At 60.6% G+C, this 13578-nt stretch carries 17 protein-coding genes; 9 read left to right on the top strand and 8 right to left on the bottom strand.

The window, feature by feature from the left end; genetic code table 11:
- Positions 1 to 263 precede the first annotated feature (263 nt).
- Together ABCW43_RS18230 and ABCW43_RS18225 are read left to right on the top strand one after the other, a co-directional pair.
- Positions 264 to 1700, top strand: a complete 1437-nt coding sequence (locus ABCW43_RS18230) for an SPOR domain-containing protein (protein WP_345926990.1) — start codon at positions 264 to 266, stop codon at positions 1698 to 1700.
- An 86-nt stretch (positions 1701 to 1786) separates the two neighbouring features.
- A complete protein-coding gene (locus ABCW43_RS18225; protein WP_345926988.1) occupies positions 1787 to 2056 on the top strand; it encodes a hypothetical protein in 270 nt (89 codons plus the stop codon).
- A gap of 15 nt (positions 2057 to 2071) precedes the next feature.
- Here ABCW43_RS18225 and ABCW43_RS18220 read toward each other — a convergent pair whose 3' ends face one another.
- Both ABCW43_RS18220 and ABCW43_RS18215 read right to left on the bottom strand, forming a co-directional pair.
- Positions 2072 to 2509, bottom strand: coding sequence for a DUF1489 family protein (locus ABCW43_RS18220; protein WP_345926986.1), 438 nt, complete (start codon positions 2507 to 2509; stop codon positions 2072 to 2074).
- 68 nt (positions 2510 to 2577) lie between these two features.
- Positions 2578 to 3978 (bottom strand): L-serine ammonia-lyase, encoded by a 1401-nt coding sequence (locus ABCW43_RS18215; RefSeq protein ID WP_345926984.1) that lies wholly within the window; start codon positions 3976 to 3978, stop codon positions 2578 to 2580.
- A gap of 516 nt (positions 3979 to 4494) precedes the next feature.
- Here ABCW43_RS18215 and ABCW43_RS18210 point away from each other — a divergent pair.
- The gene (locus ABCW43_RS18210) at positions 4495 to 5193 is read left to right on the top strand and encodes a DUF599 domain-containing protein (protein ID WP_345926983.1); all 699 of its coding nucleotides are present in this window, start codon (positions 4495 to 4497) and stop codon (positions 5191 to 5193) included.
- A gap of 23 nt (positions 5194 to 5216) precedes the next feature.
- Complete coding sequence (locus ABCW43_RS18205; RefSeq protein ID WP_345926981.1) at positions 5217 to 6203, top strand: acetyltransferase domain-containing protein; 987 nt, start codon at positions 5217 to 5219, stop codon at positions 6201 to 6203.
- A 16-nt stretch (positions 6204 to 6219) separates the two neighbouring features.
- Here the strand turns inward: ABCW43_RS18205 and ABCW43_RS18200 are convergent, their stop codons facing one another.
- Positions 6220 to 6612: a MerR family transcriptional regulator gene (locus ABCW43_RS18200; RefSeq protein WP_007770768.1), complete on the bottom strand. Its 393-nt coding sequence runs from the start codon at positions 6610 to 6612 to the stop codon at positions 6220 to 6222.
- 57 nt (positions 6613 to 6669) lie between these two features.
- On the bottom strand, positions 6670 to 8088 hold the full coding sequence (gene mgtE / locus ABCW43_RS18195; protein WP_345926979.1) for a magnesium transporter: 1419 nt from the start codon (positions 8086 to 8088) through the stop codon (positions 6670 to 6672).
- Between the two features lie 194 nt (positions 8089 to 8282).
- Between mgtE and ABCW43_RS18190 the strand changes: the two genes are divergently transcribed.
- The 3 genes from ABCW43_RS18190 to ABCW43_RS18180 all read left to right on the top strand — a co-directional run bounded on the left by ABCW43_RS18190 (position 8283) and on the right by ABCW43_RS18180 (position 9664).
- Positions 8283 to 8774 (top strand): peptide deformylase, encoded by a 492-nt coding sequence (locus tag ABCW43_RS18190; protein WP_345926977.1) that lies wholly within the window; start codon positions 8283 to 8285, stop codon positions 8772 to 8774.
- 67 nt (positions 8775 to 8841) lie between these two features.
- Complete coding sequence (locus tag ABCW43_RS18185; RefSeq protein ID WP_345926975.1) at positions 8842 to 9099, top strand: BON domain-containing protein; 258 nt, start codon at positions 8842 to 8844, stop codon at positions 9097 to 9099.
- Between the two features lie 73 nt (positions 9100 to 9172).
- Positions 9173 to 9664 (top strand): BON domain-containing protein, encoded by a 492-nt coding sequence (locus ABCW43_RS18180; protein WP_345926973.1) that lies wholly within the window; start codon positions 9173 to 9175, stop codon positions 9662 to 9664.
- A gap of 10 nt (positions 9665 to 9674) precedes the next feature.
- On the opposite strand, the gene ABCW43_RS18175 is transcribed toward ABCW43_RS18180, so the two are convergent.
- A complete protein-coding gene (locus ABCW43_RS18175; RefSeq protein WP_345926972.1) occupies positions 9675 to 10097 on the bottom strand; it encodes an OsmC family protein in 423 nt (140 codons plus the stop codon).
- A gap of 35 nt (positions 10098 to 10132) precedes the next feature.
- On the bottom strand, positions 10133 to 11056 hold the full coding sequence (locus ABCW43_RS18170; RefSeq protein ID WP_345926970.1) for a hypothetical protein: 924 nt from the start codon (positions 11054 to 11056) through the stop codon (positions 10133 to 10135).
- Positions 11057 to 11391: 335 nt separating this feature from the next.
- On the opposite strand from ABCW43_RS18170, the gene ABCW43_RS18165 reads away from it, so the two are divergent.
- Positions 11392 to 11871 carry a hypothetical protein gene (locus ABCW43_RS18165; RefSeq protein WP_345926968.1) on the top strand — a complete coding sequence of 160 codons (480 nt, stop codon included), beginning with the start codon at positions 11392 to 11394 and terminating at the stop codon, positions 11869 to 11871.
- A 157-nt stretch (positions 11872 to 12028) separates the two neighbouring features.
- Positions 12029 to 12268 (top strand): hypothetical protein, encoded by a 240-nt coding sequence (locus ABCW43_RS18160; RefSeq protein ID WP_345926966.1) that lies wholly within the window; start codon positions 12029 to 12031, stop codon positions 12266 to 12268.
- A gap of 94 nt (positions 12269 to 12362) precedes the next feature.
- Here ABCW43_RS18160 and ABCW43_RS18155 read toward each other — a convergent pair whose 3' ends face one another.
- Positions 12363 to 12812 carry a hypothetical protein gene (locus ABCW43_RS18155; RefSeq protein ID WP_345926964.1) on the bottom strand — a complete coding sequence of 150 codons (450 nt, stop codon included), beginning with the start codon at positions 12810 to 12812 and terminating at the stop codon, positions 12363 to 12365.
- 375 nt (positions 12813 to 13187) lie between these two features.
- Complete coding sequence (locus ABCW43_RS18150) at positions 13188 to 13403, bottom strand: hypothetical protein (protein ID WP_345921558.1); 216 nt, start codon at positions 13401 to 13403, stop codon at positions 13188 to 13190.
- Positions 13404 to 13578: the final 175 nt, after the last annotated feature.

Below are 13578 nucleotides of genomic sequence, written 5' to 3'. Positions count from 1 at the left end.
TCGGGGTCCAAGCCCCAAGTTGATGTCTAAAATGCAGTATATCTAAGCAAGCTGCTGTTCATCATAAACCTCTTGGTAACGCTAATCCCCTAGATTGACGGGCAACGGTCGTGGCGGGGGCGCGTCCGGATGTGACTAATGTGATGCAAGCGATGAGTGCGGCAGTGTCGAAAAAAATGTTCTCTGCATTCCCTTCGAAGGGTGATGCGACGGTTCCGGGACGTTTCCTCGGTTTTCTCTTCACATTGGCTGTGGCGATTTCGATGTTTTCGACGCCCGCGGCTGCCGATCCGAAATTTGCCGGCATCGTCGTCGATGCAAAGACCGGTAAGGTTCTCTATTCCGAGGATCCGGATGGTCTGCGTTATCCCGCGTCGCTCACCAAGATGATGACGCTCTATCTGACCTTCGAGGCGCTCGAAGCCGGTCGCATCAGCCTCGATACGCAGGTCCCGGTCTCCGCTCACGCCGCGTCCGAGCCGCCCTCCAAGCTCGGCGTCCGCGCCGGCGGCTCGGTCTCGGTCGATCAGGCCATCCGTGCACTCGTCACCCGCTCCGCCAACGACATTGCCACCGCTCTCGGTGAATTCATCGGCGGCTCCGAAGAACGCTTTGCATCCTTGATGACCGGCAAGGCGCGTGCGCTCGGCATGACCCGCACTACCTATCGCAATGCCAACGGCCTGCCGAATACCGCGCAGATGACGACGGCACGCGATCAGGCCCGTCTCGGCATGGCGCTGCGCCAGCACTTCCCGCAATATTACGGCTACTTCGCCATCCGCAGCTTCAATTTCGGCAAGCAGACAATCGGCAATCACAATCGTCTAGTTGGCAACGTCAAGGGCGTCGACGGCATCAAGACCGGCTACACCCGTGCCGCCGGCAGCAATCTCGCAACTTCGGCCCAGCTCGACGGCCGTTCGATCGTCGCCGTCGTGCTCGGTGGTCGTTCGAGTGCCTCCCGTGACGCAACGATGCGCAAGCTGGTCGCGGAATATCTTCCGGAGGCATCTCGCGGCGGCAACAACAACCTGATCGCCCAGGTGGCCCCGGCTGCACCCGCTCCCTCTGCGCCGGTGAGGTCCGCTTCGCCGATTGCCGCGTCCCAGTCCGACGCACGCCAGATGGCGGCCCTCGACCTGCCTCCGAGCGGTCCGCTGCCGGGCGCCCGTTATGCCGAGCAGCAGGCTGCAGCGATGGCTCCCGCTGCCGCATCGGCCTATGCCGCGGAACCGGAACAGAAGAAGGTCATCACCCAGGCGATGAACTCGGCAATGGCCGGCGTCTCCGCCGTCCCGACTCCGGCTCCGGAATACATGCCAGCCAAGACCGAGGTGGCCGTGGCGCACCGGACGAGCCGCTCGGCCGTCGATGACGTGACGACCGCTTCTACCAAGGCTTCTGTCTCTACGACATCCGCAAAGCCTTCCGCCGAAGCGTCGATGTCGGCGAACGGCTGGGTCATTCAGATCGGCGCGTCGCCGAACCAGAAACAAGCTCAGGATCTCCTGCAAAATGCGCAGGATAAAGGCGGCAAGGTATTGCGTTCCGCCAAACCCTTCACTGTCGCCTTCAGCAACAATGGCGAACAGATCTACCGTGCCCGCTTCGGCGGCTTCGATGACCAGAAGACGGCGATCGATGCCTGCAACCTGCTGAAGAAGAAGGGCATCAGCTGCTGGGCGTCGCTCCAGTGAGCGTCGCCGCCGGCGATCAAGGAAATACCCGCGCCGGCTTTTCGGCGCGGAGGGATCTCGAGAGTAACGAGTAGACGGGGTTTCCGATGGCAATGAATGAAAACAGCGCAGAACTGGCCTTCAAGCCGGCGCAGAATTCCAGAGCGAAGGGCGTCGCCCTCAACCCGCTTCACGAGGCGGCCATGCGGCTTGCCGGTCTCGGCTTGAACCGCTCCAAGGAAAAGACCCGTGACCTGGTCTCCATGCTGCTCAGCCACGCTGCCCGCGCCTGGCGTCATTCCCAGCCGGAAGCCAATGTCCATCTTCATATCGGCATTCGCGCCGGCCGTGCGCCCGTCCGTATCAAGCTTCGCTGATCGGAAGATTGGCAGTTACAGAAGCCCAAGCTCGGCGAGTTCCCGCCGCAGATCTTCCGGAAGCGCCGCCACGTCCTCGCCCAGTTTGCCGAGGTCGCGCGGCGCTTCCTCGTTTTTCAGATACCGCCATCCCTGGAAAGGCCGCTTCGGCTGCGGCGCGGTCTCGATGACCTCGGGGCCGAGCACCAGCTGGCAGCGTTGGATACCGTCGCCGCCCGTAACCGTGCGGATATCGAGCAGCTTCTGCCGCGCCATTACCTGCCCCTTGATCACCCAGTAGAGCGATCCCTCATCGAGCAGTTCGTCCATGCGCTTCGGCACCATGCGGGTCGTATGGATGCTGTGCGGCTCGAGGCCGGCAGCCATCGCATTGAGCGACCGCTCGGCGACCCAGTCCTGGAGATCCTGGATCGAATCGGCGCCGACGCAGAGTTTGATGAGATGTAGAGCCATGGTTTCGTTGAAGACCCATCCGGGCGTGACGTCAAGCGTTTGCTCGGTTCACTCCACAGGGGGACGGTTCAGCACTCGACGACGTTGACCGCAAGGCCGCCCGTGGACGTCTCCTTGTATTTCTCGCTCATGTCGTTGCCGGTCTGGCGCATCGTCTCGATACAGGCGTCGAGCGGTACGAAATGCGTCCCGTCGCCCTTGATGGCCAGCGAGGCCGCCGTGACCGCCTTGACGGCCCCGAGCGCGTTGCGCTCGATGCAAGGCACCTGCACGAGGCCGGCGATCGGGTCGCAGGTCATGCCGAGATGGTGTTCCAGCGCGATCTCGGCGGCGTTCTCGATCTGCTCCGGGGAGCCGCCCATGACGGCCGCAAGCCCCGCCGCTGCCATGGCGGCGGCCGAGCCCACCTCGCCCTGACAGCCGACTTCGGCGCCCGAGATCGAGGCATTGTGCTTGATGATGCCGCCGATTGCGGCTGCGGTCAGCAGGAAGTTATGGATATCGGCCTGGGTCGCGTCGTCGTGGAAATGCAGGTAGTAGCGCACCGTCGCCGGAATGACGCCCGCAGCACCATTGGTCGGCGCCGTGACCACCCGCCCGCCGGCGGCATTCTCCTCGTTGACGGCCATCGCATAGACGGAGAGCCAGTCGTTGGCGAGCAACGGGTTCAACCGGTTGCTGCGCCATTCCTCGTTCAGCTTGTCGTGGATCGCCTTCGCCCGGCGCTTGACCTTCAGCCCGCCCGGCATGATGCCGTCGACCTTGAGGCCACGGTCGATACAGCTCGACATCGCCTCCCAGATCCGGTCGAGACCGGCATCGAGTTCGGCGGCGCTCATCCTGGTTTCTTCATTGGCGCGCTTCATCTGGGCGATCGTCAGGCCCGAACCGCGTGCCATGTCGAGCATCTGCCTGGCGGAGGCGAACGGATAGGGAATGCGCGCATCACCTGCCGATTTCTTGGAGGTACGCATGGCCTCCAGCTCGGTATCGGTCACCACGAAACCGCCGCCGATCGAATAGTAGATACGCTTCAGGAGCAGCCGGCCGTCGCGGTCGAAGGCGGAGAAACTCATGCCGTTGGCATGGCCCGGCAACGGCTGCTTCTTGTCGAAGATCAGGTCGGTCTTCGGCTGGAATTCGTAAGCCGGATGGCCGGGCGGCATGACGCGGCCGCTGCGCTCCACTTCGCCGATGATCCCGTCCATCCTGTCCGGATCGACCCTGTGCGGCTCCTCGCCGACCAGGCCGAGTATCACTGCCCTGCCCGTTCCGTGTCCAATCCCGGTAAATGCGAGGGATCCGTGCAGGCTCACCTTCAGCGCTGCGACATGCGCGCCGGTCGGCCTTGGCCAGTCGTTGGAGAGAATGAGCTCCAGGAAGCGGTTGGCGGCCGACATCGGTCCCATCGTGTGGGAGCTCGAAGGGCCGATACCAATCTTGAAAACGTCGAAAACGGACAGGAACATGAGAATCCGTGCGGTAATACGAGGGTGGCCCAGCCTATGCCAGACCAGCGGCCCGCCTTGGCGGTTGCCCGACATCCGGTGAACCGGCCGCGACATGGTCCTAAAATAGAAACGGCGCGATACGAATACCACGCCGGGGACCGAAATTCCGGAATTTTACTGAAATAGTCAGATAGCGCCGAACAGATACGCGAGAGCCAAAACCCCTGCAAATCCTAGGAGCGCCTTGAAGGTCACGCCCCAGCAGGACTTCTGAACGGTATCTTCCATGTCGTCTCCAGGTTCTTGCCGCATCGATTAACGTCCGCTCCGGGTCGTCATGCCTAATGGTTTATTAAAATCCTGCGGCCTCCGCAATGCAAAAATGGCGGAAACATGGCGGATGTCCCGGCTGGTCGCGTTTGCAACGCCTGCCCGGCCCGAATAGTTCCCTTCCCGGCGCGGGAGCGCTTGCCGCCGAAACCGAAACAAAGCATGACGAGATGGATCGAGATCGATTCCTGACCGGTGAAGCCTATGACGAACGCCGATTATATTGCGCTTGCCCTCTTTGCCGCCCTTTGGTCCCTCTATTCCTGGGTGACCGCCGGCGCCGGCTCGCGGCTCTTTCCGCGTGCCAGCCTCAACCGGGCGATGGCCGAACGGCGAAAGGACTGGATCTACAATTCGCTCCGCCGCGACCTGAAGATGATCGACACTCAGATTTTGGCGGGCCTGCAGAACGGTACCGCGTTCTTCGCCTCGACGTCGATTTTCGCGATCGGCGGCTGTTTCGCGCTGCTTGGCGCCACCGAGCAGGTGGAAGCGGTCTTCCGCGACCTGCCCTTCGTCGCTTACGGCGGCCGCACCGCTTTTGAACTCAAGGTCGCCGGCCTCACTTTCCTGTTCGGGTATTCGTTCTTCAAGTTCGGCTGGTCCTACCGGCTGTTCAACTACTGCACCATCCTCTTCGGTGCCCTGCCCATGATGCACGACACCAACACCGACCGGGCGGCGGCCGAGCGGGCGGCCGATCAGGTGGTGCGGATGAACACGATCGCGGCCGGCCATTTCAATTCGGGCCTGCGGGCGCTGTTTTTGTCGATCGGCTATCTCGGTTGGTTCATCGGGCCCTATATGTTCATCGCGATGACCGTCGTCGTGATTGTCGTGCTTACCCGCCGCCAGTATTTTTCCGAGGCGCGGCTGGCGATCATGGATCGTGGGACGTCCTGAGATTTGATCCGGAAAGACAAGCTGTGACCGTTGCCGAAACCGAAAATCCCGCCCAGCGCAGACCCCGCATCACGCTGATCGATACGCTGCGCGGTGTGGCCCTCATTGCCATGGCGACCTACCACTTCACCTGGGATCTCGAGTTTTTCGGCTATGTCGATCCCGGTACGGCGACCCAGGGCATCTTCAAGGTCTATGCCCGAGCGATCGCCAGCTCGTTCCTCTTCCTGGCCGGTGTCAGCCTCGTCCTCGCGCATTTTCCAAAGATCCGCTGGGAACCCTTCTGGAAGCGTTTTGCGATGGTCGCAGGCGCCGCGGTCGCGATCAGCATCGCGACGCTGATCGCCTTTCCGGGCGAATGGATCTATTTCGGCATCCTGCACAATATCGCGCTGTCGAGCCTGATCGGCCTCGCCTTCCTGCGCTTGGCCCCGTTGCTGACCGGTGCCCTCGTCGTCCTCATCGCTGCCGCGATGATCGTCGACTACAGTCTTTTGCCCGGCGCGTTGGACTGGGCTTTATTCAACGCCCGTTACCTGAGCTGGCTCGGTTTTGCAGAAATCCCGCCGCGTTCGAACGATTACGTGCCGCTGTTTCCCTGGATCGCGGCGCTTCTGGCAGGGGTGGCAGTCGGGCGGCTCGCGCTGTCGAAAAACTGGCTTCCCAGGCTCGCAGCGGTGCAGACGCGGCAGAACCTTCTCTCGCAGGCCGGAAGACACAGTCTTATCATCTACCTCGTCCACCAGCCGGTGCTGATCGCACTCGTCTACCTCTTTTCGCTGCTGCATCCAGCTCCGCTGCCGGACCCGCGGATCGGCTATGTCAGAAGCTGCGAGGCCGGCTGCACGGGCCAAGGCAACGACGCCGGCCTCTGCCAGAAATTCTGCGGCTGCACCGCCGACAAGCTCATCGCGCAGTCTCTGATGACGCCGCTGCAATCCGGCACCATCGCTCCTCAGGACGGCCGGGTGCAGTCGCTCGCCGAACAGTGCTCGATCGAGGCGCAATAGCCGGGGTTTTCGAAGATCAGGTGCCGACGCCGATTTCGGCGAGCCGGGTCAGGCAGGCCTCCTCGACATTGTCGAGTTCCGTCAGCGTGTCGTCGATATCCTTGCGCTTCTGGCGCAGGTCGTTGCGCTTTTCGTCGAGGCGCGTCATCAAGAGCTTGAGCTGCCCGAGCTCGCCCGGAGGCTCCTTGTAGACCTGGATGATCTCGCGGATTTCGGCGATCGTGAAGCCAATCCGGCGGCCGCGCAGGATTTCCTGGATCAGCCGGCGATCCGTTGCCCGGAAAAGCCGCGTGCGGCCCCGGCGCTCGGGGTGGATAAGGCCCTCGTCTTCGTAGAAGCGCAGCGTGCGGGTCGACACCCCGAATTCACGCGTCAGCTCCGTAATGCTGTAATACTTGTTCACGATCATGTCCTGCTACTCGTCACCCAAACTAATTGACTTTTACGTAACAGTCAATTTTGGCGCTCAGCGGAGCATGAACCACCAGGTCGCGAGCCCGAGGAACGAGAAGAAACCGGTCGTGTCGGTAATCGCGGTCACGAACACGGCGGACGACACCGCTGGATCCGCCCCGGCCCGGTCGAGAAGCAGCGGGATCATGATGCCGGCCATGGCGGCCGCAAACATGTTGATCAGCATGGCTGTGGCGATCAGCCCGCCGATATGGACGTCGTGGAACCAGAGGCCCGCCACCATGCCGACGAGACAGCCGATCACCACGCCGTTGATCAGGCCGACGCCCGCCTCACGTCGTGCGACGCGCCAGGCGTTGTGAATGTCGAGATTACGGGTCGCAAGCGCCCGTACCGTCACCGTCATCGTCTGCGAGCCGGCATTGCCGCCCATGCCGGCAACGATCGGCATCAGGATCGCAAGCGCCACCACCTGCTCGATCGTCGCCTCGAAGAGCGAGATTACAGACGCCGAAATGAAGGCGGTGAACAGATTGACCAGCAGCCACGGCACCCGCGACCTCGAGGTCTCCCGGACCGAGTCGGACAGTTCTTCGTCGCCGACGCCCGAGAGGCGCATGATGTCCTCTTCCGCCTCTTCCTGGATGACGTCGACCACGTCGTCGATGGTGAGCACGCCGACCAGCCGGCCGTTCTCGTCAACGACGGCTGCCGAGATAAGGTCGTATTGCTCGAAGAGCTGGGCTGCCTCTTCCTGGTCCATGTCGGCCGGGATCGGATAGTTTGTTTCCCGCATGATCGTCTCGATCTTCACCTGCCGCTTGGCGCGCAGGATGCGATCGAGGTCGAGCACGCCGAGCAGCTTGAAGGTCGGGTCGATGACGAAGATCTGGGTAAAACTCTCCGGCAGGTCCTCCTCGTCGCGCATGTAGTCGATCGTCTGGCCGACGGTCCAGAACGGCGGCACGGCGACGAATTCCGTCTGCATGCGGCGGCCGGCCGATTGTTCCGGATAGTCGAGCGCGCGCCGCAGCCTCACCCGTTCGGTAAACGGCAGCTGCGCCAGGATCTCTTCCCGGTCCTCGTGGTCGAGGTCTTCGAGAATGTAGACCGCGTCGTCCGAATCGAGTTCGCCGATCGCCGCCGCGATCTGCGCGTTCGGCATCTGGTCGACGATCTCCATGCGGATATTTTCGTCGACTTCGGTGAGTGCGGTCAGATCGAAATCGTCGCCGAGCAGCCGCACAAGCGCATGGCGCTGGTCGGGCAGGATTGCTTCGAGCAGGTCACCGAGTTCCGATTCGTGCAATCGCGCCACATGGCTGCGCAGGAAAAGCGTGTCGCGATCGGCGATCGCCGCGCCCACCATCGCCAGGAAGTCGGCACGGATCGCACCGTCCTCGGAATAGATGTCGTCACCGGCATCGTCGGTTTTTGTGCGCAGGCGGTGGTCCTCGCCGATATCGCTCATCTGCCGCCCTCGCTGCTGGTCTTTGACAAAAGGAGAATGGCGGCAAAAAACATATTGTCAACAACTGGATAGCTGCGTCCGGCGCTATTGCTCATGCCACCGGTTTTCCTGCTAGAACAATTGCCGTTCCGGGTCCAGAGCGCAGGGCGAAACGATGCGGAAAAACCCGCAAGTCAGTAAGAGGAGTTCGAAAAATGGCCATCCGAACCATCCTGAAATATCCCGATCCGGGCCTGTCCAAACGTTGCGAACCGGTCACGGTCTTCGATGCGACGCTGACCTCCCTCGCCCATGACCTTCTCGATACGATGCGGGCGGCACCCGGCGTCGGCATCACCGCCGCGCATGTCGGCGTCTTCACCCGGCTCGTGGTGCTGGAACTGTCGAAGGAGACCGGTCCGCGCTTCTACGTCAATCCGGAAGTCCTCAGCGCCTCGGACGAGCTCATGCGGCATATGGAAGGCAGCGTCTCGATGCCCGGTGCAAACGACGAGGTCGAGCGCCCGAGAAGGATCCGGTTCCGCTATCAGGATCTCGACGGGGCAGTCCACGAGGAGGACGCCGAGGGCTTCTATTCCATCTGCATGCAGCATGAGATCGACCAGCTCGACGGGATATTCTGGCTGAAACGGTTGTCTCGCCTGAAGCGCGACCGGCTGCTGCGCAAATGGGACAAGGGAAAATAAGAAACACAACCGAACAAAATCAGCATTCGCCCGTTATCAGGTCGCAACTCAGCGGGGAGCTACGACCATGAATGCGACAGCAGACAAGACCGCAGCCGAACTCGAGAAAAAAGTATCAGAACGTCTGGCCGCCTTGCCGGACGTCGATTCATCGACGATCGAACCGCATGCCGAGGGAACCAAGGTTGTCCTCGAAGGTTCTGTCGATACCGTGTTCTCGGCCCGCAAGGCGGTGCTGAGCGCGGAAACAGTGGATGGCGTACATGATGTCGAAAGCCACCTGACCCTGACGGGTCGAAGGAATGGCGCATCCACGAACCACTGAACCGAAATACCCGGCGCATCGGCCTTTCAGGAGGGGGTGCGCCGGGTCCATGTGGGAATGATAGGAGACTGCGGTGCCGGGCAAGAAAAAAGCTGACGATATTTCCCGCGAGGAAGATTTCCGCGATTATGACGACCGAAATATCGACGAAGGCTGGCCTTATGACGACGCCGGCGGGGCTCGCCCTGTCGACAACGCCGCCTATGGCGATCCCAAGGCCAATTTCGACACCAACCGCAATCGCGGCTATCAGGTGGATAACGTCGAAAGCGACGGCTCGGAAGAGCGGCTGGTCGACACCATCCGCCCCGGCACGAAAGGCATCGAGGAGGCCGACGACCTCGAAGAACGGATCACCGACGCGATCGAGGATCTGGACGTGATCGACATGGCGTCGATCGACGTGCATGTCGAGGACGGAACCGTCACGCTCGAAGGAGCCGTCGATGATGCGGCGACCTCGCGCAAGATCGTCCGCCGGATCCAACGGGTCGCTGGCGTCCGCGAACTGGTCAACAACCTTCGGCTCGAGGGCGTCGATAGCCACATCCCCGACGACGATTGAGGCCGGACGGCTAGGCGCTCGTCAGCACGATATCCGGTGAATTTTTCAGCGTGTTGCTGACGGTGCAGATGTCCTCGGCCATATGGGCGATCTGACTTTTCTGTTTGTCGTCGAAGTCCCCTTCGACACGGAAATCCACGATGAACTTGGTGATCCGGGACGGTCCTTCATGGGCTTTTTCGCCGGTCACATGCACCCTCACCTCCCTCAGCCTGTCGAGGATGCCGAGCTTGCTCGCGGCGATCCGGCCGCTGAGCACGAGGCAGGCGGCAAGCGATGAAAACATCAGGTCGAGCGGATTGAACCCCGGCTCGGAAGCGCCCGTCACCACTTCAACCTGACCACCCGTCTCGCTTGTCACCTGCGGGTGACCGAGGCGTCCGAGGACGGCGGTCGCGCCGATCGGTCGTGTCTTTACTTTCAGTTCGACCATGGCCTTGTCCTTAGCTGGCAGCATATACACCTGGATCAGTCCATCAGATAGGCCTGCAATTTCAAAGTCGCATTTGGACTTTTGTCGCTATAGCCGATGACGTCGCAATTCGTCTTGCTGCGCAACGGCGCCTTGCCATGCAGAAAATAGGTGGATGTTGGGCCGTGGTAATAGCCGATCACGAAATAGGGTGCCGGTTCGCAGCCCTTCTTGAACGTGTAGGCGACGCCGATCACTTCGCCCATATGCTCGATCCTGCCTTGGAACAGCAGCGTGTTGGGCGGGATCGTACCGGTGACAGAAGGTTTCGGATCATGATAGGTGATGAGCCCATACTTGTAGCTCACATGCATGAACGAGTCGTTGTGGATGAACGGCTCGATATTCAGGCTGTTGTTGAGCGGGTGGTTCGTGTCCTGGGTAGAGGCGAGCGCGAAATCCCGCTTCTTGACATACGGATTGAATTCCGTGTCCAGCGTCGGAAAGCCCTGCGGGCAAAGCGTCGTCCAGAGATGCGCCAGGGTAAGCCCACCCGCCGCATTGTTGGGCTCGACGATCGAGCCGGTTTCGTCCTTGAAACGGAACCGTCCGGGCGCTCGAATATCGTCATGTTTCTCCCAGACCCCGGCAAAGGTAAATTTTCGCCCGCGAGGGTCGGTAAGTGAGCCGGCATCGCAATCGGCGCCTATCTCCGCCTTGGTATTGTCACCGTCCAGGCTGGTCTTGATGCAGTCGTTTATCACCGCCTTGCCGCGCCCTAGAAACCAGTTCGAGCAATAGTCGCTGGCGTCCTTGTGCGTCATCTCGGCGAGGATATGGGCGTTGGCCGTACCGATCCCCTCCGCCGCCTTCACGGAAAGCTCCGGCGAATGAGTCTCTATGGAAATCGTCTCGGCGGAAACGGCGACCGTAGTTGCCAGAAGGCAGGCGAATGCCTTTGGAAAAATGAGATTGTTCATGTCTTTCCCCAGATGTCCCGATCGACGGGATTAAGGGAAAAATCTAAAAGGAACGCGAGCTTGGCCGCTAAATTTTTACCGGCCGGTTCTGTCCGTCGTGATCCGGGCAACAAAAAACCCGCCGAAGCGGGTTTCTTATTTTGGTGCGGTCGAGAAGACTCGCGATCTGGCCTGAATGCACTGGAAATGATAGGATTTTGTGTCCCACGACAAGGCATCTAACGGCACTAGGAATCAAGCGGTTAGAGGGTGTGTGTCCCACGATATCCGGCAAATTTATCCACCGAAATCGCCCCCTGTGGATATCTTCGGAGGGCCACCACTAGGAGAAGAGAATGAGTGAGGAGAAAATGGGCGAAGCGCTCGCGGGCGCCGAAAATTTCAGGGAAATAGATGACCTGTCTGTCCTTCGCGGCATTATCCACCAGTTGCGAATGTCGAATGAGGAATATGAGAGCGAAAATGCCGAATTGAAAAACCGGCTATCTGTTCTGGAGCCACGACGCAGCGAGGGCCGGGGAATGACTGAGATGAGCAAGGTCGAGGAAGTCGCGCGGGCCATTGCGCTGGAGGATTTGGACCCGGAGACGCGAGCGGCGGTTGACCCCGATAAATGGGTTGTCTCCGAAAGCTATTACGCGCTTGCCAGAGCGGCTATCGCGGCCATGCGAATTCCGACGCCAGAGATGTCTATAGCCGCGACGAATGTTGATTTCTGGGTAGGCGGTGACGATTGTGATCATGAAGAGTATCTAACGGATAGCGTCTTCGAAAGAGTCTGGAATGCCGCTATCGACGCGGCTCTAAAGGAGTAGACGATGAGCAAACAGTCTGACGGTGCCCATTGGTAATATCCCTCTCAGGCCGGTTGACTCCTCCACGGTCGAGAACGTAATCAGAACACGGCGCGGGGCGGCGCTATATCATCAACACGACCGATGCGGCCGGTCTCGAACACGAGAGCGATTCCGCATGCCAAGATTTATCGAGCGAATGCCCACGGGTGGTTACGGCTACCTGAGCACGGTTCCCAGCCACGTGAAGCTTGTAGCTGAATGCCTGGCATGCGGCGTGCAGCGGGAGATGGATCGGGCGGCGCTGAACAAGGCCGTGCGCGGGCTGGAAGGCATCAGCGAAATGGGGAAGCGCCTTCGATGCGAGGCGTGCGGCAGGAAGAACGGCAAGCTGATGACTGGCTATTATGCCGAATAAACGCAAAAAAGCCTCCCCCGCCCGTGAAGGCAGAGGAGGCCTTAGGTCCGCTGTGGATCGCGCGGATCAATATGTTCATGAAGGGACAGGGTGGTCAACGCGTCGGGCGCCCCTGTTGCGCGGCCTCCATGCGCTGCAAGATCTCTTTCACGACCTGAATGTCTGACGCCTGCTTGTTAAAGCCGGTCTGCAGATCCTTGATCGAAGACGTGATACTGACTGCCGACTGCTCGGCCACCGTGACCCGATAGGTGAGATTGTCTATCTTGCGGTCAACATCATTGCCCCGCACCTCTTCCGCTCTCAGGCGTTCATTGACGCTGGCTTCCCGCGCCCTGGTCTCTGCAAGCCGCTCCTTGTGATATTCCTCATGAGACAGGCGCCACTTCATGAGGTCTTCTATATCTCGTGTCGTGTTGGCCCAGATATAGACCCCACCAGCCAACATGCCGACGAGCGTCAGCAAGTTCAGGATCGTGTTGAGGTTCCACGTGTGCCAGGTGGGTGATCTCTTCGGAAGTTGCATATCATCATTTCCCGCCATTCACCCTGTTTCCCATGCTATGCAATTAAAGATTGAGTAAGCATAGCTGATGTAACGTGTCGTCAGCCATTGCGATCCTCGACGATCGTGGTGGTTAGATCCGACGCTCTGGGTCACAACAGGGCGTCGGGTCGCATTAGTCGGTCACCAGAACCACGAGGCTATGGTGATCAGGACAAAGGCCGCGATGAGGAAGGCCTTCAGAGGTTCGGTGTGGAGGAAGCGCATTATTTAGCCTTTCCGCAATAACTGTCGTGCGCCGCATTGTTCGCGCGCACCTGAAGCTGCGTTTCCGGAGTGTCCCGGCTGGAATAGCTCACTGCCTTCCACGCGCGGCAAACATCCGCGGCGATCGACTGTTCCGTCCCGGTCGCGTCAGTCCCGCCGGTTCGGGTCGTCAGGGTCGGGCTGCAGCTTGCCAGCAAGAACAGCGTCACGAGCAGCGACCGCCTTATCCACGCGCTTTCCATGGAGGTTCTCCAATTGGGCGAGCACCGCCGTTTCGATTTCCTTCTGCTTCGCCCGCTGCGCAAAGAACGCAGCGAGGGAGAGCAGGAGCTTGAGGATCGTCAGCGACGTGGAGATGGTCATTTTTCGACCGGCGGCTGCGGCTTGGCCAGGCCCGAGACGCCATCGCGGAAGACGTTGATGACCGTCTTCAGGACCGCCAGGGCCGTCACGGCAATGGTGGTATAGGTCGGGCTGATCCAGGAGGCGGAGCATTCGAGCGCGCCAGTCGGCAGCGTGGTGCAGCCGGTCGCCATCA

It is taken from the genome of Neorhizobium tunisiense (assembly GCF_039631515.1).
Classification (GTDB): domain Bacteria; phylum Pseudomonadota; class Alphaproteobacteria; order Rhizobiales; family Rhizobiaceae; genus Neorhizobium.
This window is presented reverse-complemented; position numbering and strand designations above follow the sequence as displayed.

What these genes read in the sequence shown, in the direction of transcription:
- ABCW43_RS18230 (WP_345926990.1), top strand. Translation starts at nt 264, where the DNA reads ATGTTTTCGACGCCCGCGGCTGCCGATCCGAAATTTGCCGGCATCGTC.
- ABCW43_RS18225 (WP_345926988.1), top strand. Translation starts at nt 1,787, where the DNA reads ATGGCAATGAATGAAAACAGCGCAGAACTGGCCTTCAAGCCGGCGCAG.
- ABCW43_RS18220 (WP_345926986.1), bottom strand. Translation starts at nt 2,509, where the DNA reads ATGGCTCTACATCTCATCAAACTCTGCGTCGGCGCCGATTCGATCCAG.
- ABCW43_RS18215 (WP_345926984.1), bottom strand. Translation starts at nt 3,978, where the DNA reads ATGTTCCTGTCCGTTTTCGACGTTTTCAAGATTGGTATCGGCCCTTCG.
- ABCW43_RS18210 (WP_345926983.1), top strand. Translation starts at nt 4,495, where the DNA reads ATGACGAACGCCGATTATATTGCGCTTGCCCTCTTTGCCGCCCTTTGG.
- ABCW43_RS18200 (WP_007770768.1), bottom strand. Translation starts at nt 6,612, where the DNA reads ATGATCGTGAACAAGTATTACAGCATTACGGAGCTGACGCGTGAATTC.
- mgtE (WP_345926979.1), bottom strand. Translation starts at nt 8,088, where the DNA reads ATGAGCGATATCGGCGAGGACCACCGCCTGCGCACAAAAACCGACGAT.
- ABCW43_RS18190 (WP_345926977.1), top strand. Translation starts at nt 8,283, where the DNA reads ATGGCCATCCGAACCATCCTGAAATATCCCGATCCGGGCCTGTCCAAA.
- ABCW43_RS18185 (WP_345926975.1), top strand. Translation starts at nt 8,842, where the DNA reads ATGAATGCGACAGCAGACAAGACCGCAGCCGAACTCGAGAAAAAAGTA.
- ABCW43_RS18175 (WP_345926972.1), bottom strand. Translation starts at nt 10,097, where the DNA reads ATGGTCGAACTGAAAGTAAAGACACGACCGATCGGCGCGACCGCCGTC.
- ABCW43_RS18170 (WP_345926970.1), bottom strand. Translation starts at nt 11,056, where the DNA reads ATGAACAATCTCATTTTTCCAAAGGCATTCGCCTGCCTTCTGGCAACT.
- ABCW43_RS18165 (WP_345926968.1), top strand. Translation starts at nt 11,392, where the DNA reads ATGAGTGAGGAGAAAATGGGCGAAGCGCTCGCGGGCGCCGAAAATTTC.
- ABCW43_RS18160 (WP_345926966.1), top strand. Translation starts at nt 12,029, where the DNA reads ATGCCAAGATTTATCGAGCGAATGCCCACGGGTGGTTACGGCTACCTG.
- ABCW43_RS18155 (WP_345926964.1), bottom strand. Translation starts at nt 12,812, where the DNA reads ATGGCGGGAAATGATGATATGCAACTTCCGAAGAGATCACCCACCTGG.
- ABCW43_RS18150 (WP_345921558.1), bottom strand. Translation starts at nt 13,403, where the DNA reads ATGACCATCTCCACGTCGCTGACGATCCTCAAGCTCCTGCTCTCCCTC.